Origin of the sequence: Limimaricola soesokkakensis (assembly GCF_900172345.1) — a bacterium.
In the GTDB taxonomy this organism is placed as follows: Bacteria; Pseudomonadota; Alphaproteobacteria; order Rhodobacterales; family Rhodobacteraceae; genus Limimaricola; species Limimaricola soesokkakensis.
This window is the reverse complement of the sequence record NZ_FWFY01000008.1, coordinates 122,183-143,508: the sequence shown is the minus strand read 5'-3', so window position 1 is coordinate 143,508 and position 21,326 is coordinate 122,183. Positions and strand designations below refer to the sequence as shown.

Here is a 21,326-nt window from a genome sequence, read left to right as displayed (position 1 = left end):
CTTCGGAGGCAAGGCGGTCGGGGAACCCCCCGCGGCCTCGTCACGGCCAGCGGTCCTTCGGGCCGCGGGTCGTCATCCCCCGGCCGCGGCAATGTGGCATTTCGTGTGTTCCTGCTGCGAACCCATGGCCTCTCGCAAAACCCGCTCGGAAATGTCGCAGCGCCGACCGCGCTTGGGCATTCACGATCATGCCATGCCCAGCCCCCCTGCGCTTGGCATGTTTCGCGGTGCAGCCACGGAGGAATCGGCGTAGCAAGGCCCGAATGGCTCAGAAACGATAGGAACGGCATGACCCAAGTCACCAGAACCGCGATCGTGACCGGAGGGCTTTCGGGCATGGGGCTGGCCATCGCGCGCCGGCTGGTCCGCGACGGCGTCGACGTGACCATCGGCGCCCGCCGGGGCGGCGATGCCGAGGCGGTGCGCGAGATTCTCGGCGCGCAGGGCATCGAGGCCCGCGCCGCCGCGCTCGACGTACGCGACAGTGACAGCGTCGCCCGCTTCGTGTCGGACGTGGTGGCGCGGCGCGGCGGCGTCGACATCCTCGTCAACGCGGCGGGGGTCTATTCCGAGGCCCCGGTCGCCGACCATCCCGACGCGGTCTGGGACGACCAGATCGACACCAACCTGTCCGGCACCTTCCGGATGATCCGCGCGGTGATGCCGCACATGACGGCGGCGGGCTGGGGCCGGATCGTCAATCTCGCCTCGGTCGCGGCGCATCAGGGCATGGCGAACAACGCCGCCTATTGCGCCTCAAAGGCGGGGCTTCTGGGCCTCGGGCGCTGCGTCAGCCTCGAAGGTGCCCCGCATGGCGTCACCTGCGTCTCGATCAGCCCGACCTGGGTCGAGACCGAGATGCTCAAGCAGTTCATCGACGCCGACATCGCCGCCAGCGGCAAGTCAAGCGAGGAGATCCGCGCCAACTACGCCGCCTCGAACCCGCAGCACCAGTTGGTCCAGCCCGAGGAGATCGCCGAGCTGGCCGCCTTTCTGGTAAGCGATGCCGGCCGGGCGATCACCATGGAGGATGTTCAGGTCAATGCCGGCTCGCTCTGGTAGGCCGCGCGCCGCCGCGCCAGCAGTGCGGCGGCGTCGCTGATCGCCTCGAAGGGCATCTCCGAGACCTGTGCCCATGCCGTCCGCGCCGCGGCGCTGTCGAACGTGGCATCGGCACGCAGCGTCTCGGGCGTCTCGGCGATCACCCGGGCGATGCCCGAAGGCAGATCGACCGCCTCGACCCAATCCCGCGCCGGGAGCGCGCCGTCATGGGTCACGCGGGTCTCGGCCACGAGGTTGTAGATCGGTACCTCGGACCCGGTGACCGGACCCAGCAGCACCGCGGCGGCGGCGGTCACGTCGATCATCGGGAACGCCATCGCCTGCGGGAAAACCCCGGCCCGGAACGCGGCGGCGAGGATAATTTCGCAGATGTCGCGCGGGTTCGGCGCTTCGAGATCGTAGAGCGAGGGCAGTCGAATGATGGCTGCGGGGACCCCGGATGCGGCGATCGCCGCCTCGGCCGCGATCTTGGCAGCGCCGTAGCCGGTGCAGCCTTCCCATGGCTGCGCCGGTCCCTCGGGCCAGGGGCCGCCCTGCTCGGGGAACACCGCGCTGGAGGAGCTGAACCGCAGGTCGGCCCCGGCGGCGCGGCAGAAGCCCAGCACCGTCTCGATGCCCCGCGCCGACCAGTCGAGCATGTCGTCCCGGCCGATCGCCATGTTCACCGTGGCGGCGCAATGAACGACCGAACCCACGCGCGCCGCCAGCGCGTCATACGCCGCCGGGTCGAGCCCGAAGCGGGGCGTATCCAGCGTGCCGGGGACCATGACATAGCGCTCGGGCGCGACCCCGTGACGGCGCGCCGCCTCGGCCAGCCGCTCGGCGGCGTCGCGCCGCTTGTCGCGCACCAGGCAATAGACGACATGGCCGGGCGGAAGGTCGCGCGCGGCTCGCGCCAGCACGTGGCCGCCGAGGAATCCCGTGGCCCCGGTCAGCAGGATGCCGCGCCGGTCGAAATCCGCGCCCGTGGCAGTATCGCGCGCCTCCGTCAGCAGCCGGTGCAGCCGGTCGAGCGGCACGTTCATGGCCAGCTCGAAATCCACCGGCCTGTCATAGCAGCGCTCCAGTTCGAGGATCAGGCTCACGCACATCAGCGAGTCGCCGCCCTGATCGTGAAAGCTGAGCGCCCCGTCGATCTCGTCCGGCGCCCGCCCCATCACCCGGGCCGCGGCGGCGATCACCGCGTCTTCCGTCCCGGCGCCCGCATCTGCCGTCTCGGTCACCGGCGGCAGCGCGCGCAGATCGGCCTTACCCGAAACTGGGTGCAACGGGATCGCATCGAGCTGCACCAGATAGGCAGGCACGCAATAGGCCGGCAGGACACCCCGCAGCTCGGCCGCGAGGGCGGCGGGCATCCGGTTGGTGCCGGGTCCCAGCCCCCAGCGATCGGCATTGGCGCGGGCCTGCGCGGCATCGACGGCAAAGTAGAAGATCAGCGCCTGTCCCCGCGTACCGACCTCGCCCACCCATGGCACCGCCTGCGCGAAATCGAGGCGGCCGCGCATCGTGTCGGTCAGCTCGCGCGTCTGGATCGAAAAGCCGCGCAGCTTGAGCATATGGGCGACGCGGCCGATGATGTGCAACGCGCCATCCGCGTCGACCCATGCCTGATCGCCGGTGTCGTAAAGCCGCGCCTCGCGCCCCTCGAGGTCGAGCACGCGAAACCGCAGCCGGGTTTCCTCGGGGCGGTTCACGTAACCCGGCCCCAGCATGCGCGGCCCCTCGAAATGCAGCTGCCCCGGCACGCCCGGCGGACAGGGGCGGTCAGTCTCGTCGAGGATCACCGCGCGCAGGTGCCGCATCGGGACGCCGACCGAGGCCGGGCCGTCGCCGCAGGGCCCGGTAAGCCGCGACATGCAGACGTCATGCGTCTCGCAGATACTGTAGAGGTTCCACAATTCCGCCCCCGGCAGCTTGTCGAGCGAGGCCGAGATCAGCCCGTCGCCCACCACCTCGCCATTGAGCACGACGCGGCGCAGCGGCAGCGCGGCCGCGGTGTCGCGGTCGATCGCGGTCAGGAAGCTGTTGTAGAATGACGGTGTGAACAGCATCTCGTCGATACGGTTGCGGATCAGGAAACCGGCGAGGCCGCGCGGGTTCATCAGCGTGTTGGGATCGGGAAACCACAGCTCTGCACCCATGCGCAGCGGCCGGAACATCTCCCAGATCGCGAAGATGTAGATCCCCACCCGCATGCCCGGCGCATAGGGCGTGTAGGCATCGCGCCATTCATAGGAGAGCTGGGCCGCGTCCTGCGTGACCGGGATGCATTTCGGTCGTCCGGTCGTCCCGGAGGTCGCCACGAGATAGATCGCGGCGTCCGGCCGGACCGGCGCCGCCTGCAACGGCGCCATCGGGGCGTCGCCGATGGTCTCCAAGAGACCCCGCGCATCCAGCACCTCGCAATCCCGCGGCAGGTGGCCCGGCGCCACCGGCTGACAGGTCAGCACCAGCGTCACGCCCAACTCCTCGCAGATGTTGTGCAGCACCGCCTGCGGCATCGCCGGGTCGAGATGCACGAAGGGCCGCCCGTGGATCACGCAAGCCGTGGCGCTCGCGGCCATAGCAAGGCCGGGCGCCCCGAAGATGCCCACCGCCGGAGCATCTTCGAGATACGGCGCGCTGCGTTCGACGAAGCTGCCCAACTGGCCATAACTCAGCCCGCCCGCCTCGTCCGCCATGGCGGGGCGGGACGCATGGGCCGCGATGGCGCGCACCAGCGCGGCGCCGACGGTTTGGGGGAGGGTCATGGCAACTGCTTCCTTGGAATCTGCTACGCGAAGGGGCCGACGGGACGTGTCCAAGGCGCGCGCGCCCCGGCGCGGCGCCGGGAAAAACCCCGCGCCGCCCGGATATGTGACCAAGATGCGTTGGAACTACAACCATGCGCAGAAGGCGCTCGGGCGAAGCGGCGGCGAAGCGCCTTACCTTAGGTCCCCGGATGATCCCGCCCGTTCGCGCTCGTCATTCCGCCGCGACATGCTCCGGGACATTTTCGGCCGCACGCGCCAGAAGCGCGCCTGCCTCGGCGCCATTCATGGGGCGGCCCAGAAGGAAACCCTGCGCTACGTCGCAGCCCAGCTGCATCAGCCGGTCGATCTGCTCGGAGGTCTCAACCCCTTCGCCAACCGCCCCGACCGACAATTCGCGCGCCATGCTGGTCACCGCCTGCGCCACCGCCCAGGCCTTGTGGTCGCTCTCGGACACGTTGACGAAGCTGCGGTCGATCTTGATCTGGTCGAGCTCGAAATCGCGCAGATGAGTGAAGGAGGAATAGCCCGTTCCGAAATCGTCCATGGCGATCTTCACCCCCATGGCGCGCAGCGCCACGAGGTTGCGCGCCAGATGCGCGCCGTCGCGCACCAGCGCGGTCTCGGTCAGCTCGAGCGTCAGCCGCGAAGGGTCGAGACCGTGGCGTTCGAGCGCCTGTCGCACCACATCGACGATCGAGGGCAGGCGCATCTGCACCGGCGAGACGTTGATCGCCACATGCACCGTGCCGGGCCACTGCGCGAGCTGGCGGCAGGCCTCGTCGATCACCCATTCGCCGATCTGCACGATCATGCCGTTCTCTTCGCAAAGCGGGATGAACTCGGCCGGCGGCACCAGCCCGCGCAGCGGGTGGCGCCAGCGGATCAGCGCCTCGAAGCCGAGGATCTCGCGGTCGGACAATCGGCAGATCGGCTGGTAGTCGAGCTCGAACTCGCGGCATTTGTGAGCCTGAACGAGGTCGCTTTCCATCTGACGCCGCTCCAGAGCCTTTTCCATCATGCCTTCCTCGTAGAACTGGATCCGGTTGCGGCCCAAATTCTTGGCGCGATAGAGCCCCAGATCGGCGCGCTGCAGCGCCTCGGAGGCGCCGAGTCCGCCCTCGGTCAGGCTGGCGCCGATGCTGCAGCCGATGGAAATCTTGTGGCCGTCCACCTCGAAGGGCCGGCTCAGGCTCTCGATGATGGCGCGGCCGATCTCCGTCGCCTCGACCTCGCCCGCGCCGTCGAGCACCACCACCATCTCGTCGCCGCCGAGCCGGAACACCGTGGCGCCGTTGCCCGAAGCGTCGAGCAGCCGGCGCGCCACCTGCATCAAGAGCCCGTCGCCGACCGGGTGACCCAGAGTGTCGTTGACCACCTTGAAGTGGTCGAGATCGAGCATCAGCAGCGCCTGCGGATTGCCCTCGGGATCGAGCGCAGCCATGTGATCGCGGAAGCTGCGCCGGTTGGGCAGCCCGGTCAGCGCGTCGTGGAACGCCATATGCGCGATCTTGGCCTGCGCGGCGCGGTGCTCGGTGAAATCGTCGAAGGTCAACACCACCTCGCCCGTGGGCATGCGCCGGCTCGAGATGCACAGGATCCGGCCATTGGCGAACTCCTCCTCGCTGCGCAGCATCTCGGTGCCGCGCAGCCGCTCCAGATGGGTCCTGACCACCGAGGCAAAGCGCGCGCCCCCCCAGGCCCGGCCACTCTCGACCACCTCGATCAGCCGCTCGATCCCGTCCCCGGGGCCGACCTCGGCTTCGGGGATGCCGAACAGCGCGTGGCAGCGCTGGTTAATTGCGGTGATCCGCCGCGCCTCGTCGATCATCACCAGCGCGTTCGACATGTTCTGCAGTGCCGCGACGAAGGAGGCCTCCTTGCGCTCGACCTCGCGGCGGGCGGTAGTCAGGTGGCGGCGGTGCAGCATCGCGGTGACGGCGGCATAGCACAGCGCCAGCGTCGCCAGCGTAGTGAAGCTCGACAGCAGCTGGCGGTCGATGCCCAGCTCGACCGTGCCGATCACCCTGATGCTGAGTCCGGACATCGCGGTGAAGTGCAGCGCGCAGACACCGCCCACCAGCCCCAGCCCGCGCAGCCAGAGCCCCCGCCCGCTGGTGCCCGAGCAGCCCATCGCCGGCGCGAAGAAGCCGGCGCCCAGAAGCACCGCCAGCACCGAGGACGCCAGATCGTGATGCATGTTGTTCTGCATCGCCATCATGCCGGTGAAATGCATCGCACCGACCCCGACCCCGGCCAGCGCACCCAAGGCGGCGCGGGGCCAGCGGCGGCGCAGCGGGCTGGCGAGCGCGAGCGGCAGGCCGACGCCGATCACCCCGACCAGCGCCGACAGCGCGGTGATGCCGGGATCGTAACTCAGCGTCGCGCTGGGGATGTGACCGATCATCGCGACGAAATGCGTGGTCCAGACCCCGAGCCCGGCCACCAGCGCGATCCAGCCCAGCGGCGCCAGCCGAACCGGCGTTCCCGCGAGGGCGACCTGCCGCATCAGCGTCACCAGCGTCAGCGCCATGCCGGCGCAGACGATGATTGCGGTGACGAGATATTGGGGGCTGGTCTGCTGCAGGCCCTGCAGGATCGTCGTCACCATGTCTCATGCCCCTCTTGCCGTCGCGCGCATATCTGCGGGCGAAACTCGACCGAATGATGGCGAAAACGGTGTTTTTGCAATCGGATCAGGGCTCGACGACGCGGGCAGCCTGCTGTCTGCCCGACCAGAGCCATGAAGACGTGCTATCTTCCGCTTCGACTAGACCGCCATCGAATTCGCCGGAGCATGGGCAGGGCGCAGCAACGGACCCCGAGGTTGCGCATATCAGCGTTCACGAGGATCTGCGTAATCCGCATCACCCGCGGCACCGGAACCGATGCGTGGCATGCCGGGCATCGGAGGATGGCATACCACGGAACCCTGCGCAGGCGCATGACCCCCCGGCACGATCGGTGACCACTTCCGCCCGGACGCAAACTCTCATATGCGTAAATTCTGATCAAACCGAGCGTGACCGGATGAGAACCATCGATTTCCTGCAAGGGCTCGGCGTGGGCGGAAGCGACCGTGTCGACTGGCCCGCCGTGTTCGACCGCCTGCATGAGGGGCTGGTCATCGCCGAGGTGGTGCGCGACGCCAAAGGGGGCGTCAACTGGCGTTATTTGCATGTCAACGAGGCCTGGTCTCGCCTCACCGGGCTGAGTTCCGAGGGCATAGCGGGCCGTCTCGTCACCGACGTCATCCCCGGCGTCGAACAGCACTGGGTCGAGGATTTCGCCGCGGTCGCCCTCAAACAGGAGCCACGCAATTTCGTGGGCCCGGTTTCGGAGCTTGGGCGGGTCTACGACATCCGCGCTTTCCCGATCTCGAATGCCCGCTTCGGCCTGCTCTTTCTCGACGTCACCGAACGCGAGCGCCAGGAGGCGGAGCTCAAGGAGCGCGCCGAAGCGTTGGAGGCGCAGATCCGCGCCGAATTCGGCATGCGCGCCAGAATCTGGGACGTCTCGCCCGAAATCCAGGTGGTCGCCAACCATGCGGGCTATTTCGAACAGGTGAACCCCGCGGCCACCGCCATTCTCGGCCATTCGAAGGAGGTTCTGCTCTCCACGCCCTTCATGGAGCTGATCCATCCCGAGGACCGCGCCGGCACCCTCGCGGCCTTCGAGAACGTCAAGCAGGATCAGCCGGTTCTGCGGTTCGACAATCGCTATCGCCATGCCGATGGCAGCTATCGCTGGTTGTCATGGGTCACCGTGCCGCATGAGGGCAGGATCTACGCCACCGCGCGGGACATCACCCAGGAGCGGGCCTATGCCGAGGAGCTGGAGCTGCGCCGGGCCGAGCGAAGCAATCTGTGGTCCGCCTCGCGCGACCTGCATCTCATCTGCTCGCTCGACGGCATCTACCAGGAGGTAAGCGACGCCTGGCAGTCGCAGCTCGGCTTCGCCCCGGACGAGTTGGTCGGCATGCGCTTCGATGCGCTGATCCACGAGGACGATCTCGATTTCGCGCACCGGCTCTTTGCGGAGCTTCTGGAGACCGGCTCGGTTGGCCATGCCGAGCTGCGCCTGCGCGACCGGGCGGGCGAGATCCGTTGGTTCGGCTGGAGCGCGGTGGTCAGCGGCGACGTCATCTTCGCCACCGGCCGCGACCTCGGCGAAAAGCGTCGGCAGGAAGAGCAGCTGCGCCTCGCGGAGGAGGCACTCGCGCAGTCACGCAAGCTCGAAACGTTGGGCCAGCTCACCGGCGGCGTGGCGCATGACTTCAACAACCTGCTCGCCGCGATCCAGACCAATCTGAGCCTGCTGCGGCGGCAAATCGAGGCGCCCGACGACCGGGCCCTCACCCTGCTCGACCGCGCGCAGGCGAGCGCCGATCGCGGCGCCAAGCTGGTGCAGCACATGCTCGCCTTCGCACGCCGCCAGGATCTGACCCCGCGTCCGGTCAATGCCTGCGCGCTGCTCGCCGAGATGGAGCCGCTGCTGCGCAGCTCGATCGGCCCGGGAATCGAGATCCTGCGCCGGTTCGACGAGGACGCGCCCCCGGCCTTGGTCGATGCCAACCAGCTCGAGATGGCGGTGCTGAACCTCGTCGTGAACGCACGCGACGCGATGGAGGGGCGCGGTGCGCTCACCTTAGCCTGTAACCTCGTCAAGGTGGCGGATGAACCGGACCTCGCGCCCGGCAGCTACGTGGTCATCGAGGTCGAGGATAACGGGCCGGGCATGGATGCGGCGGTGCTAGCGCAGGCGACCGAGCCGTTCTTCACCACCAAGGGGGTGGGCAAGGGCACCGGGCTCGGGCTGAGCATGGTGCATGGGCTGGCGCGCCAGTCGGGCGGCGCGTTCCGCCTCGACAGCGCCCCCAGGCGCGGCACCACGGCGCGGATCTTCCTGCCGGTCGCCGCGACGGCGGACAAGTCCGCGCCGGAGCCACCTGACACCACCCGCGCCGCCGGGCCCGAACGGCCACTGAAGATCCTGGTAGTGGATGATGACTTCCTCGTGTTGATGGGCACGATCGACATGCTCGAGGCGCTCGGGCACGAGGTGCTCGAAGCGGCGAATGGCGAGGCGGCGCTCGACCAGCTTCGCGCCCATCCCGACATCGACCTGCTGATTACCGATCAGGCGATGCCGGGCATGACCGGGGCGCAGCTCGCCGAGGCCAGCCGGGCGCTGCGCCCGGAGCTGCCGGTCCTGCTCTGCACGGGTTATGGCGAGCTGCCCCCGGGCAGCGAAAGCGTCATCGCGGGCCGGCTTGGAAAACCCTTCACCGAGGCACAGCTTGGCGAAGCGATTTCAGGGGTGGTTTGCGCCACGGACTAAATAACGCAGACCCCGAAAGGCCGGGCGGACGCCGCTTCAGAGCCCCGCCGCAAGCTCCGCCTGACCGATCTCCAGCAGCGCCCGGACATGCGGCGCAAAGCTGCGCCAGACATCGAGCCGGAAGTCCTGCGGCCCGTCGCGCCACAGCACCACCTGCACCGTGTCGAACACGGTGCGGACCGCGCATCCCGGCGCCAAAAGGTCGAGGTCGCGCGGGCAGGCGATGGTGAGCAGTTCCTGCGCCGCCGGGCCGCTGATGCGGTAGCTGATCTCGCGATCAGAAATCTCGGTGAGGCTGTGCGGCGTGGCTTCATACGCCTTCCGCGCCGCGGCGACGATCGCATCGCGGGCCGCCTCGGGCGCGCAGATCAGCCATTCATCCGGGCCGAGGCACAGCGCCGTGCGACCCTGCGCCTCGGCGATCCGCCCGATACGGTCGGGCAGGTCGAGCCCGAGCGCCCGACCCAGCGTCGCCGCCTGCGCGGGACGCACCCGCAGCGAAAACCGGGACACCGGCGCCAGCTCGTCGATGCGGACCCGCGCGGTGGCCTCGGCCAGGGTGAAATCATGCGTCTGGTTGGTCATCATCGCGCCTTCCTCAGAGCTTCAGCCGGTCGCCGTCGGGGTCGTAGAAGGCGGTCGAGGTGATCTTCGCCCGCACCACGCCCTCGGGCATCGGCACATGCACCGTCTCGCCCTCGCGGTCGCGCCCGCCTTCGATCAGCGCCATGGCGATGGAGCGGCCCAGCGTGGCGCTGTGATAGGAGGAGGTCACGTGCCCGATCATCTTCATCGGCTTGGGCTGGTCGGGGTCGAGCACGATCTGCGCCCCCTCCTCCAGCTTCACCGCGCCGTCCTCGGTCAGAAGGCCGACCAGCTGCTTGCGCCCCGGGGCCACGAGGTCGGGCCGCGCCAGCGACCGCTTGCCGACGAAATCGGGCTTCGCCTTGCCGATCGCCCATCCGAGACCCGCATCCTCCGGCGTCACCGTGCCGTCCGTGTCCTGCCCGACGATGATGAAGCCTTTTTCGGCGCGCAGCACGTGCATGGTCTCGGTGCCGTAGGCGGTGATGCCATGCGGCTCGCCCGCCTGCATCAGCGCCTCCCACAAAGCCAGCCCGTGCCGCGCCGGCACGTTGATCTCGAAGCCCAGCTCGCCGGTGAAGCTCAGCCGGAACAGCCGGGCGGGGAAGCCCGCGACGCGGCATTCGGCGACCGACATGTGCGGGAAGGCCTCGGCCGAGATGTCGCAGCCCTCGACCAGCCCCGCCAGAACCTCGCGCGCCTTCGGCCCGTTCAGCGCCACGGTCGCCCATTGCTCGGTGGTCGAGGTCAGCCAGACGTCGAGATCGGGCCACTCGGTCTGGAGGTAGTCCTCCATCATGTTGAGCACCCGCGGCGCGCCGCCCGTCGTGGTGGTGACATGGAACAGGTCCGGCCCGAGCCGCCCGATCACCCCGTCGTCGCGGATGTAACCGTCCTCCCCGAGGAGCACGCCATAGCGGCAGCGCCCCGGCGCCAGCTTGGTCCACGGGTTGGTGTAGATGCGGTTCATGAACTCGACCGCGTCGGGGCCCGCCACCTCGATCTTGCCCAGCGTCGAGGCGTCGAAGATGCCGACCGAGGCCCGCGTCGCGCGGCATTCGCGCGCCACCGCCGCCTCCATGTCCTCGCCGCCTTGCGGGAAATACCACGCCCGCCGCCACAGCGAGACCGGCTCGAACACCGCGCCGTTCGCTTCGGCCCAGGCGTCGATCGGCGTGCGCCGCGTCACCTCGAATGTCGCGCCCCGGTGATAGCCCGCGAAAGCCCCGAAGCTGGTCGGCGTGTAGGGCGGCCGGAAGGTCGTCAGACCCACCTGCGGCGGCGGCTTGCCCACCGCGTCCGAGGCGATCATCAACCCGTTCATGTTCGACATCTTGCCCTGGTCGGTCGCCATGCCGTTGGTGGTGTAGCGTTTGACGTGCTCGATCGAGCGCATCCCCTCGCGCACCGCGAGCCGGATGTCCTTGGCGGTCACGTCGTTCTGGAAATCGATGAAGGCGCGCACGCGGCTCGACTTGCGGTCGGTGGGCAGCTCCTTGTGGCTCTCGCCCGTGCCGGGACGGTCATGCGCGACGGCAAGGGTCTTGGCCCCGGCCGCCCTGCCGAGCGCCGTCGCCGCCTCTGCCCCGGCCTTCGCCCCGTCGACCAGCGCCTCGGCATAGCCCCAGAGACCGCGTCCCGCGCCCGCGATGTGGCAGTCCTCGGTCATCCGGCCTGGCAAGAAGGTCCGGCTGTCCTCGTCCCATTGCAGGCTACCCTTGGTATGCGAGAACAGGTGCAACGACGGCGTCCAGCCGCCCGACATCAGCAGGCAGTCGCAATGGATCATCCGCGGATCGCCGACGCGGCCCGCTTCGACCGGGTTCACTGTGACCGAAGAGATGCGCAGCCGGCCGCGCGTGCCGGTGACGGTGTGTCCCGACAGCACCTCGATGCCGCGCACCCGCGCCTCAGCGCGCAGGTCCTCGCGCGGGGCGTCGCGGGTGTCGACGATGGCGACGATCTTGGTGCCCGCCTCGGCCAGGTCGAATGCCGCGTACCAAGCGCTGTCATGCGAAGTGACGATCACCGCCCGATCGCCCACCTTCACGCCGTAGCGGTGCAGGTAGGTCTGCGCCGCGCCCGCCAACATCACGCCGGGCCGGTCGTTGCCATGGAACACCAGCGGCTTTTCCAAAGCGCCTTGCGCCAGTACCACGCGGGCCGCCCGCACCCGCCACATCCGCTCGCGCGGGGCGTTCTGGGGGATCTCGTCGAGATGATCGGTGAGTTTTTCGCACAGCCCGATCATGTTCTGGTGGTAATAGCCGATCGCGGTGGTGCGATTCATCAGCCGCACGCCCAGGGATTCCAGCTCGACCAGCACCCCGTCGAGCCAGTCCCAAGCGGGCTGCCCGCCGATCTCGATGCCGGGATCGGAGAGAAGCGACCCACCCATCTCCGGGTTCTCGTCAACCAGCGTCACCCGCGCCCCGGCGCGCGCCGCCTCTAGCGCCGCCATCAGCCCCGAAGGCCCGGCGCCCACGACCAAAAGGTCGGTGTGCAGATAGCGCGAGGCGTAGCGATCGGGATCGACCTCGCTCGGCGCCCGGCCAAGGCCCGCGGCGCGGCGGATCACCGGCTCGTAGAGCTTGTCCCAGAAGCTGCGCGGCCACATGAAGGTCTTGTAGTAGAAGCCCGCCGGCAACAGCGGATGCAGCGCGTCGTTCACCGCGCCGATATCGAAGGAGAGCGAACCGAGCCGGTTCTGGCTCTCGCACATCAACCCCGCGCGCAGTTCCTGCACCGTGGCGCGGGTGTTGGGCTCGAAGCGCCCCGCCCCGCGAGAGGTACCGATCAGGGCGTTGGGTTCGGCGCTGTCGGCGGTCACCGGTCCGCGCGGGCGGTGATACTTGAACGAGCGGCCCATCAGGTGGACGCCATGCGCCAGCAACGCCGAGGCGACGGTATCACCGCGCAGGCCGGTGAATTCGCGGCCGTCGAAGGCGAAGCGCACCGTTTCGGCGTGATCGACCCGGCCCTTGCCGGGGATGCGGTACTGGCTCACTGCGCGGCCTCCAGCGATGCGAGATCGGGGCGCGGCTCGCCCGCCTTGTAGGTCAGAAGGAACCGGTCGCTCACCGTGTCGCGCACCGCGTTGAAGAAGCGCGCGCAGCCATGCACGTGGCGCCAGCGCTCGAAATGCGGGCCGCGCGCGTTGGTGCGGATGAACAGGAAGTCGCGCCATTCCTCGTCGGACATCGCCGAGGGGTCCTCGGGCCGAATGATATGCGCCTCGCCCGCATAGGCGAATTCCAGCTCCGGCAGGGTCTCGTCGCAATAGGGGCAGTGGATCAGCAGCATGGTCTTACCTCAATGCGCGACGGCGGCGGCGGCCGCCTCGTCGATCAGCCGCCCCGTGCGGAAGCGGTCCAGCGTGAAGGGGGCGTTGAGCGGATGCGGCTCGCCCGTGGCCACCGTGTGCGCCAGCACATGCGCCGCGCCGGGGGTCGCCTTGAAACCGCCCGTGCCCCAGCCGCAATTGACGAAGAGGTTCTTGACCGGCGTCTTGCCGATGATCGCCGAGCGGTCCGGCGTCACGTCGACGATGCCGCCCCATTTCCGCAGCATCCGCATCCGGTTGAAGATCGGAAAGATCTCGCAGATCGCCGCCACCGTGTGCTCGATCAACGGCAGCCCGCCGCGCTGCGAATAGCTGGTGTACTGGTCGGTGCCCGAGCCGATCACCAACTCGCCCTTGTCGGACTGGCTGATATAGGCGTGCACCGTGTTCGACATCACCACGCAGGGAAACACCGGCTTCACCGGCTCCGAGACCAGCGCCTGCAACGGGAAGCTTTCGAGCGGCATGCGTACGCCCGCGCTCTCCATCACCACGCTCGTATGCCCCGCCGCTGATACCGCGACCTTCTTGGCGCCGATGAAGCCCTTGGCGGTGTCGACTCCCGTCACCGCCCCGTCGGGGCCGCGCCGGATCGCGATCACCGGGCAGTTCTGGATGATGTCGACGCCCATCGCCGCCGCCGCCCGCGCATAGCCCCAGGCCACAGCGTCGTGCCGCGCCGTGCCCGCCCGCATCTGCAGCGCCGCGCCCATGACCGGGTAGCGCGCGTCCCGGGAGATGTTGAGCGGCGGGCAGAATTCCTTGGCCTCCTCGGGCGAGAGCCAGCGGTTGTCGACGCCGTTCAGCCGGTTCGAATGCACGTGGCGCTGGAAGGACTGCACGTCGTGGACGTTGTGCGCCAGCATCATCACGCCGCGCCTCGAGAACATGACGTTGTAGTTCAGCTCCTGGCTCAGCCCGTCCCACAGGTCGAGCGCGTGGTCATAGAGCTTCGCGCTCTCATCATAGAGGTAGTTCGAGCGGATGATCGTGGTGTTGCGCCCGGTATTGCCGCCGCCGAGCCAGCCCTTGTCGATCACCGCGACATTGGTGATGCCGTGTTCGCGGGCGAGGTAATAGGCCGCGCCCAGCCCGTGTCCGCCCGCGCCGACAATGATCACGTCGTACTGCTTCTTCGGCTGCGCGTCCGGCCATTGCTCGCGCCAGCCCTTGTGGCCGGTGAGCGCGTTCTTGACCACGGCAAAGGCGGAATAGCGGGGCATCGGGCAATCCTCGGGCGGGGGCATCGCCCCCGCAGTGCCACGATCGCGCCGCGCCCGAGTGGATGGATGCGACGCATCGCGGCGGCGTTTGCGACATCGCCCGCCGGGCGGCGGCCTAGCGCCGGGGCAGGAAACCCGCGTGCCGGTTCACGTCCTTGTAGAGCAGGTAGCGGAACGGCCCCGGCCCGCCCGCGTAGCAGGCCTGCGGGCAGAAGGCGCGCAGCCACATAAAATCGCCCGCCTCGACTTCGACCCAGTCGCGGTTGAGCTTGTAGACCGCCTTGCCCTCCAGCACGTAGAGCCCGTGCTCCATCACATGCGTCTCCTCGAAGGGGATCACGCCACCGGGCTGGAAGGTGACGATGGTGACATGCATGTCGTGGCGCAGATCGGCGGGATCGACGAAGCGGGTGGTGGCCCAGCGGCCCTCGGTGCCCGGCATTTCCGAGGGCGTGACCTCGGCGTCCGAGGTGACGATCGGATCGGGCTTCTCCAGCCCCTCGACCGGTTCGTAAAGCTTGCGGATCCAGTGGAACCGCGCCGCCCCCTGGCCCGCATTGCGCAACGACCAGCGACTGTCGGCGGGCAGATAGGCATAGCCGCCCTCGCCCATCTCATGGCGGGCCCCTTCGATCTCCAGCGAGAGCCGCCCTTCGACCACGAAGATCACCCCTTCGACCCCGGCCTCGGTCTCGCCGCGCGCGGAGCCGCCGCCGGGCTGCACCTCCATCAGGTATTGCGAGAAGGTCTCGGCAAAGCCGGTGAGCGGCCGCGCGATCACCCAAAGCCGCGTGGCGTCCCAGAACGGCAAATAGCTGGTGGTGATGTCGCGCATCGTGCCCTTCGGCAGCACCGCATAGGCCTCGGTAAAGACGGCGCGGCCGGTCATCAGCTCGGTCTGGGGCGGGTGGCCGCCGGTCTGGGCGAAATAGCTGCGCTCGGTCATGACGATCTCCTGTGCGGTCGCGGGACAGTCTCGCACGGCCCGCAGGGCAACGGATAGCGCCGCTCAGGCACAAGGTACTTCAGCCTGCGCTTGATAATCGGGCGGGGTGTGAACGAGACAGCTTCAAATATTTTAATAAGATTCCCGGCGCGCGGCTTTGCTAAGCTGCCCGCATCAAAGGAGGCCCCAAGTGAACCGCTACCCCCGCGACATGATCGGCTACGGCGCCGAGACCCCCGACCCGAAATGGCCGGGAGGCGCGAAGATCGCGCTGCAGATCGTGCTGAACTACGAAGAGGGCGGCGAGAACAACATCCTGCATGGCGATGCGGGTTCGGAGGCGTTCCTGTCGGAGATCGTCGGTGCGGCGCAATGGCCCGGCCAGCGGCACTGGAACATGGAGTCGATCTACGAATACGGCGCGCGGGCCGGGTTCTGGCGGCTGCACCGGATGCTGAAGGACCTGCCCGTCACCGTCTACGGCGTGGCCACCGCGCTGGCGCGGAGCCCCGAGCAGGTCGCGGCGATGAAGGACGCGGACTGGGAGATCGCCAGCCATGGCCTGAAATGGATCGAGTACAAGGACGCCGACGAGGTGTCCGAGCGCGCCGACATGGAAGAGGCGATCCGGCTGCACACCGAGGTGGTGGGCGAGCCCCCGCGCGGCTGGTACACGGGGCGATCCTCCGACAACACGGTGCGGCTGGTGGCCGAGCAGGGCATCTTCGCCTATGCCGCCGACACCTATGCCGACGATTTGCCTTACTGGTCGCGCTTCGGGGATCGCGACCAGCTGATCGTGCCCTACACGCTCGACGCCAACGACATGCGTTTCGCCACGCCGCAGGGCTTCAACTCGGGCGACCAGTATTTCTCCTATCTCAAGGACAGCTTCGACTGCCTCTACGAGGAGGGGCTCGAAGGCGCGCCCAAGATGATGTCGATCGGGCTGCATTGCCGCCTCGTCGGGCGGCCCGGCAGGGCGCAGGCGCTCAAGCGCTTTCTCGATTATGTTCGCCGCCATGAGGGCGTCTGGTTCGCCACGCGCCTGCAGATCGCCGAGCATTGGGCCGCGACGCATCCGCCCGTGGCGCGCGAGCGGCCTTCGGAGATGGAGCGGGACGCCTTCGTCGACCGCTTCGGCGGCGTGTTCGAGCATTCGGCCTGGATTGCCGAGCGCGCGCATGGGCTGGAGCTTGGGCCCGCGCATGACACCGCCCTTGGCCTTCACAACGCGCTCTCGCGCGTCTTCCGCTCGGCTTCCGAAGCCGAACGGCTCGGCGTGCTCACCGCGCATCCCGACCTCGCGGGCAAGCTTGCGGCGGCCAAGCGGCTGACCGCCGAGAGCACCGCCGAGCAGGCCAGCGCCGGGCTCGACGCGCTCACCGACCAAGAGCGCACGCGCTTCACTGAACTCAACGACGCCTATGTCGCCAAGTTCGGCTTTCCCTTCATCATCGCAGTGCGCGACCACGACAAGGCGGGCATCCTCGCGGCCTTTGAGCGGCGGATCGACAGCGACCGCGACACCGAGTTCGCCGAGGCCTGCCGGCAGGTCGAGCGGATCGCGCTGCACCGGCTGCGCACGATGCTGCCGCCGAGCGGGGGCGGGAACCCGGCATGAGCGGCGAGATCCGCACCGAGCCGCTGACGCGCGCGGCCTTCGCGCCTTTCGGCGACGTGATCGAGGCGGCGGGCGCGCCCGACAAGATCATCAATGCCGGGCTCTGCGGGCGGCATCACGACCTTGCTCGGCTCGATTTCGGCAGCGATGGCCGCGCCGGGATCTCGGTCTTCGACGCCAAGCCCCGCGCCCTGCCCTACACGCTCGACCTCGTGGAGCGGCATCCCGATGGCAGCCAAGCCTTCATTCCGCTCAGCCTCGCCTCTTTTCTGGTCATCGTCGTGCCCGACGAGGATGGTCGGCCCGGTCGCCCGCGCGCCTTCGTGACGACGCCGGGCCAAGCGGTCAACCTGCTCAGGAACACGTGGCACGGCGTGCTGACGCCGCTCGAAGCACCGGGGCTCTTCGCGGTGGTCGACCGCATCGGGCCCGGCGCCAATCTGGAAGAATACCGGTTCGAGGTGCCCTGGCGCGTCACCGGCTGATCGCGGGACCCGGCGACAAGACCGGGCCTGCCCAAACACAGGGAGACAGGAATGGCCGATACCTCGATCGGGACCCCGGAACAGCTGCGGGATCCAAACTACACCCCCGCCCTGCACAAGGCGATCCCGCTGGGCATCCAGCATGTGCTCGCCATGTTCGTGGCCAACGTCACCCCGGCGATCATCGTCGCCGGCGCGGCGGGGTTCGGCTTCGGCTCGAACTCGCCCGACTTTCCCGAACTCCTCTACCTGATCCAGATGTCGATGCTGTTCGCGGGGGTTGCTACGCTCCTGCAGACGATCACCCTGGGGCGGGTCGGCGCGGCGCTGCCGATCGTGCAGGGCACCAGCTTCGCCTTTCTGCCGATCATGATCCCGCTCGTGGCCGGCAAGGGCATCGATGGGCTCGCGGCGCTCTATGGCGGCATCGTGGTGGGCGGGCTGTTCCACGCCTCGCTCGGCCTCGTCATCGGCCGCATCCGCTTCGCGCTGCCGCCGCTGGTCACCGGCCTCGTGGTGACGCTGATCGGGCTGGCGTTGGTGCAGGTCGGCATCCAGTACGCCGCGGGCGGCGTGCCGGCCAAGGCGGCGGGCGCGGCCGAATACGGCTCGGCGCTGAACTGGTCGGCGGCGCTGGTGGTGATCGCTGTGACGCTGGGGCTGAAGTTCTTCACGCGGGGCATGCTGGCGGTCTCGGCGGTGCTTCTGGGGCTGATTGCGGGCTACGCCTATGCCATGGCGGTCGGCATCCTCACCCCGGCCGAGGTCGCGGGCTCGTGGTCGAACGCCGCCGCCTTCGCCCTGCCCGACCCGTTCCGCTACGGCGTCGAGTTCACGGCGGCCGCGATCATCGGCTTCTGCCTGATGGCCTTCGTCTCGGCGGTTGAGACGGTGGGCGACGTGTCGGGCATCACCAAGGGCGGCGCGGGCCGCGAGGCCACGGATCGCGAGATCGAGGGCGCGACCTTTGCCGACGGGTTCGGCACGGCGCTCGCGGGGGTGTTCGGCGGCCTGCCCAACACCTCGTTCAGCCAGAATGTCGGGCTGATCGCGATGACCGGGGTGATGAGCCGGCACGTCGTCACCTGCGGCGCGATCTTCCTGATCATCTGCGGGCTGGTGCCCAAGGTGGGTGCGGTGATCCGCACCGTGCCGATCGAAGTGCTGGGCGGCGGCGTGATCGTGATGTTCGGCATGGTGGTCGCGGCGGGGGTTTCGATGCTCGCCGATGTCGACTGGAACCGCCGCAACATGGTGATCTTCGCGGTCTCGCTCAGCCTCGGCCTCGGCCTGCAACTGGAGCCGGAGGCGGTGCAGTACCTGCCCGAGACGGCGCGGGTGTTGCTGACCTCGGGGCTGCTGCCCGCGGCCTTCCTCGCCATCGTGCTGAACCTCGTCCTGCCCGAGGCGCTGGCCGACGAGGCACCGGCCCCCGCGCCCAAGCCGCACGGCCTGCCATTCGAGACGCCGCGCCACTGACAATCCTTCAATTGAAAATGGCCAGCCCCCTGGGGCTGGCCATTGGCCCGCGCGGCTTCAGCTGCCGCGATAGGTCGAATAGCCGAAGGGCGAGACCAGCAGCGGCACGTGGTAGTGGTCGTCCGCCGACATGCCGAAGCGCAGCGGCACCGTGTCGAGGAAACGCGGATTCTCGGCCGCCACGCCGCAGGCGTCGAGGTAGTCGCCCACCGCGAAGCTCAGCTCGTAGGTGCCGGTCTCGAACTCGGCCTCGGGCAGGATCGGCGCATCGGTGCGGCCGTCTTCATTGGTCACCATCTCCTTGAGCACGACCCGGCGGTCGCCCTCGATCCGGGCCAGCTCGATCCGCAGCCCCGCGGCGGGGCAGCCCCGCGCGGTGTCGAGAACATGGGTGGTCAGGTAGCCTGGCATCGCGTCACTCCTTGCAGCGTCGTCCGCAGAGTAGCGCGGCGCGTGGCGGGGGGAAAAGCGCCACACGGGCCGGGGGTGTTTCAAGTTCTCCCTGAGGATCGGGCGCAACCCGAACGCCCGCGGCCCCGACGCGGATGACGAGCACCAACTTCGGACGTCCCCTTCTACGCGACGACCAGCGGGGAGGCAGAGCCGCCCGAAACCTCAGCCCGCCTTCCCCTATCAGTGATCGTCGGACCCCAGCCCGACGCTCATTGCCCGAGAGCGATCCCCTCGCGGCGCGGATCGGCGCCGCCCGTCAGCACCTCGCCGATCTCGATCGCGTGCAGCCCCGAGGTCAGGTCGCGGATCTCGGTCTCAAAGCCGATCTCCTGCAGCGGGGTCTGCAGTGCTTCGGCCTCGGTCCCCGCCTCGATGTCGAAGGTGCCGAAGCGGTTCACCAGATGCGGCGCGGCGACGGCCTGCTGCACGTCCATGCCCCAATCGGCCCAGTTGATGATGGTCTGCGCGACATAGCCGATGATCCGGCTGCCACCGGGCGAGCCCACCACCAGCACCGGCGTCTCGCCCTGCATCACGATGGTCGGCGCCATCGAGGAGCGCGGCCGCTTGCCCGGCTCGACCCGGTTGGCGATCGGGCGGCCCTCCTCATGCGTGGCAAAGCTGAAATCGGTCAGCTCGTTGTTCAGCAGGAACCCCCGCACAAACAGCCGCGAGCCGAAGCCGTTCTCGATCGTCGTGGTCATCGACAGGGCGTTGCCATCGGCATCGACGATGGAGATGTGGCTGGTCGAGGGCAGTTCGATCGACATGTCGTCGCCCCAGAGCATCGCGTGCTGCCATTCCGGCTCGCCCGGGACCACCTCCGGCAGCGCGTCGTCGCCCGCGAGCAGCGCCGCCCGGCTCGAGAGATAGGCCGGATCGACCAGCCCCTCGGTCGGCATCGGCACGTAATCGCTATCTGCCATGTAGCGGCCGCGATCCGCGAAGGCGAGCCGCGAGGCGTCGCCGATCAGCCGCCAAGCCTCGGCGCTGTCGGGCCCCATCGCGCCAAGATCATAGGTGCCGAGCATGCCGAGGATCTGGCCCACCGTCAGCGCGCCGGAGGATGGCGGTCCCATGCCGCAGACATCGTAGTCGCGATAGGCGGCGCAGACCGCGTCGCGCTCCACCACCTCGTAGAGCGCGAGATCGGTTTCCGACAGCACGCCTGGATTGCCCTCAGCGCCCTGCACCGTGGCGACGATGTCGGCGGCGATGCCGCCCTCGTAGAAGGCGTCCGCCCCGCCTTCGGCCATGGCGCGCAGCACCTCGGCATAGTCAGGATTCTTCAGCGTCGCGCCCTCGGCGAGGGCGCTGCCGTCGGGAAAGAAATACGCGGCCGTCGCCGGAAAGCGCTGCAACCGCTCGGCATCCTCGGCGACCAGCGTGGCAAGGCGCGGCGAGACCGCGAAGCCTTCCTCGGCATGGGCGATGGCGGCGTCGAACAGCCCGGCCCAGTCGGATTTGCCCCATTTCTCATGCGCCGTCTCGAGCAGGCGCGGCGTGCCTGGCGTGCCGACCGAAAGACCGCCCACCACCGCGTCGAAGAATTCGAGCGGCTGGCCGCTCTCGTCCTGAAACAGCGTCGGCGTCGCCGCCAGCGGCGCGGTCTCGCGCCCGTCCAGCGTGGTCAGCTCGCCGCTCTCGGCGTCGTACCAGACGAGGAAGGCGCCGCCGCCCAGCCCCGAGCTTTGCGGCTCGACCAGCCCCAGCACCGCCTGCACCGCGACCATCGCATCGGCGGCCGAGCCACCTTCGCGCAGCACCTCCGCGCCCGCCTCCACGGCGAGCGGGTTGGCGGCGGCGACCATCCACTCCTGCGCCTCGACCGGGCGGCCCGCCTGCTTGGCCTCGACCGCGGCCTGCGCCGCCTGCGACAGCCCCGCGATCTCGCCCGAGGAGGTGCCCTCGGTGGTGACGGCATCGGCGGCCTGCTGCGCGGCGGCGGGCCAAGCGGCCAGCAGCAGCGGGATCACGGCGTGTCTCATCGGTCTGCTCCTCTGCGAGTTGCAGACATTAAGCGCGCTACATGCCCT

At 68.9% G+C, this 21,326-nt stretch carries 14 protein-coding genes; 5 read left to right on the top strand and 9 right to left on the bottom strand.

Annotation, left to right across the window (positions count from 1 at the left end):
* Positions 1-288: 288 nt before the first annotated feature.
* Positions 289-1,062: an SDR family NAD(P)-dependent oxidoreductase gene (locus LOS8367_RS13335; RefSeq protein ID WP_085897016.1), complete on the top strand. Its 774-nt coding sequence runs from the start codon at positions 289-291 to the stop codon at positions 1,060-1,062.
* On the opposite strand, the gene LOS8367_RS13330 is transcribed toward LOS8367_RS13335, so the two are convergent.
* Both LOS8367_RS13330 and LOS8367_RS13325 read right to left on the bottom strand, forming a co-directional pair.
* On the bottom strand, positions 1,035-3,812 hold the full coding sequence (locus LOS8367_RS13330; protein WP_085897015.1) for an AMP-binding protein: 2,778 nt from the start codon (positions 3,810-3,812) through the stop codon (positions 1,035-1,037). The two genes, LOS8367_RS13335 and LOS8367_RS13330, sit on opposite strands and share 28 nt — an antisense overlap.
* A 214-nt stretch (positions 3,813-4,026) precedes the next feature.
* Positions 4,027-6,423 (bottom strand): bifunctional diguanylate cyclase/phosphodiesterase, encoded by a 2,397-nt coding sequence (locus tag LOS8367_RS13325; protein WP_085897014.1) that lies wholly within the window; start codon positions 6,421-6,423, stop codon positions 4,027-4,029.
* 419 nt (positions 6,424-6,842) lie between these two features.
* On the opposite strand from LOS8367_RS13325, the gene LOS8367_RS13320 reads away from it, so the two are divergent.
* Positions 6,843-9,152, top strand: coding sequence for a PAS domain S-box protein (locus LOS8367_RS13320; protein WP_165761471.1), 2,310 nt, complete (start codon positions 6,843-6,845; stop codon positions 9,150-9,152).
* A gap of 36 nt (positions 9,153-9,188) precedes the next feature.
* Here the strand turns inward: LOS8367_RS13320 and LOS8367_RS13315 are convergent, their stop codons facing one another.
* The 5 genes from LOS8367_RS13315 to LOS8367_RS13295 all read right to left on the bottom strand — a co-directional run bounded on the left by LOS8367_RS13315 (position 9,189) and on the right by LOS8367_RS13295 (position 15,249).
* Entirely contained in the window at positions 9,189-9,737 is a 549-nt protein-coding gene (locus LOS8367_RS13315) for a sarcosine oxidase subunit gamma (RefSeq protein ID WP_085897060.1), read from the bottom strand.
* Positions 9,738-9,750: 13 nt separating this feature from the next.
* Positions 9,751-12,744: a sarcosine oxidase subunit alpha gene (locus LOS8367_RS13310; RefSeq protein ID WP_085897012.1), complete on the bottom strand. Its 2,994-nt coding sequence runs from the start codon at positions 12,742-12,744 to the stop codon at positions 9,751-9,753.
* Positions 12,741-13,040 carry a sarcosine oxidase subunit delta gene (locus tag LOS8367_RS13305; protein ID WP_085897011.1) on the bottom strand — a complete coding sequence of 100 codons (300 nt, stop codon included), beginning with the start codon at positions 13,038-13,040 and terminating at the stop codon, positions 12,741-12,743. Before LOS8367_RS13305 ends, LOS8367_RS13310 begins: the two co-directional genes overlap by 4 nt.
* 9 nt (positions 13,041-13,049) lie before the next feature.
* Positions 13,050-14,303: a sarcosine oxidase subunit beta family protein gene (locus LOS8367_RS13300; RefSeq protein ID WP_085897010.1), complete on the bottom strand. Its 1,254-nt coding sequence runs from the start codon at positions 14,301-14,303 to the stop codon at positions 13,050-13,052.
* A gap of 115 nt (positions 14,304-14,418) precedes the next feature.
* Positions 14,419-15,249, bottom strand: a complete 831-nt coding sequence (locus LOS8367_RS13295) for a bifunctional allantoicase/(S)-ureidoglycine aminohydrolase (protein WP_085897009.1) — start codon at positions 15,247-15,249, stop codon at positions 14,419-14,421.
* Positions 15,250-15,439: 190 nt separating this feature from the next.
* Between LOS8367_RS13295 and puuE the strand changes: the two genes are divergently transcribed.
* The 3 genes from puuE to LOS8367_RS13280 are packed head-to-tail and all read left to right on the top strand — an operon-like array spanning position 15,440 to position 18,837.
* Entirely contained in the window at positions 15,440-16,873 is a 1,434-nt protein-coding gene (gene puuE / locus LOS8367_RS13290) for an allantoinase PuuE (RefSeq protein ID WP_085897008.1), read from the top strand.
* Positions 16,870-17,358 (top strand): ureidoglycolate lyase, encoded by a 489-nt coding sequence (locus LOS8367_RS13285; protein ID WP_085897007.1) that lies wholly within the window; start codon positions 16,870-16,872, stop codon positions 17,356-17,358. The genes puuE and LOS8367_RS13285 overlap by 4 nt, the downstream gene beginning before the upstream one ends.
* Positions 17,359-17,409: 51 nt before the next feature.
* Complete coding sequence (locus LOS8367_RS13280; protein ID WP_085897006.1) at positions 17,410-18,837, top strand: uracil-xanthine permease family protein; 1,428 nt, start codon at positions 17,410-17,412, stop codon at positions 18,835-18,837.
* Between the two features lie 57 nt (positions 18,838-18,894).
* Here LOS8367_RS13280 and uraH read toward each other — a convergent pair whose 3' ends face one another.
* Together uraH and ggt are read right to left on the bottom strand one after the other, a co-directional pair.
* On the bottom strand, positions 18,895-19,248 hold the full coding sequence (uraH, locus tag LOS8367_RS13275) for a hydroxyisourate hydrolase (RefSeq protein WP_085897005.1): 354 nt from the start codon (positions 19,246-19,248) through the stop codon (positions 18,895-18,897).
* Positions 19,249-19,499: 251 nt separating this feature from the next.
* A complete protein-coding gene (gene ggt, locus LOS8367_RS13270; RefSeq protein WP_085897004.1) occupies positions 19,500-21,278 on the bottom strand; it encodes a gamma-glutamyltransferase in 1,779 nt (592 codons plus the stop codon).
* Positions 21,279-21,326 lie beyond the last annotated feature (48 nt).

Coding starts and splice junctions, on each gene's coding strand:
- LOS8367_RS13325 (WP_085897014.1), bottom strand. CDS start 6,423: ATGGTGACGACGATCCTGCAGGGCCTGCAGCAGACCAGCCCCCAATAT.
- ggt (WP_085897004.1), bottom strand. CDS start 21,278: ATGAGACACGCCGTGATCCCGCTGCTGCTGGCCGCTTGGCCCGCCGCC.
- LOS8367_RS13335 (WP_085897016.1), top strand. CDS start 289: ATGACCCAAGTCACCAGAACCGCGATCGTGACCGGAGGGCTTTCGGGC.
- LOS8367_RS13330 (WP_085897015.1), bottom strand. CDS start 3,812: ATGACCCTCCCCCAAACCGTCGGCGCCGCGCTGGTGCGCGCCATCGCG.
- LOS8367_RS13320 (WP_165761471.1), top strand. CDS start 6,843: ATGAGAACCATCGATTTCCTGCAAGGGCTCGGCGTGGGCGGAAGCGAC.
- LOS8367_RS13295 (WP_085897009.1), bottom strand. CDS start 15,249: ATGACCGAGCGCAGCTATTTCGCCCAGACCGGCGGCCACCCGCCCCAG.
- LOS8367_RS13315 (WP_085897060.1), bottom strand. CDS start 9,737: ATGACCAACCAGACGCATGATTTCACCCTGGCCGAGGCCACCGCGCGG.
- LOS8367_RS13280 (WP_085897006.1), top strand. CDS start 17,410: ATGGCCGATACCTCGATCGGGACCCCGGAACAGCTGCGGGATCCAAAC.
- LOS8367_RS13285 (WP_085897007.1), top strand. CDS start 16,870: ATGAGCGGCGAGATCCGCACCGAGCCGCTGACGCGCGCGGCCTTCGCG.
- uraH (WP_085897005.1), bottom strand. CDS start 19,248: ATGCCAGGCTACCTGACCACCCATGTTCTCGACACCGCGCGGGGCTGC.
- LOS8367_RS13300 (WP_085897010.1), bottom strand. CDS start 14,303: ATGCCCCGCTATTCCGCCTTTGCCGTGGTCAAGAACGCGCTCACCGGC.
- LOS8367_RS13305 (WP_085897011.1), bottom strand. CDS start 13,040: ATGCTGCTGATCCACTGCCCCTATTGCGACGAGACCCTGCCGGAGCTG.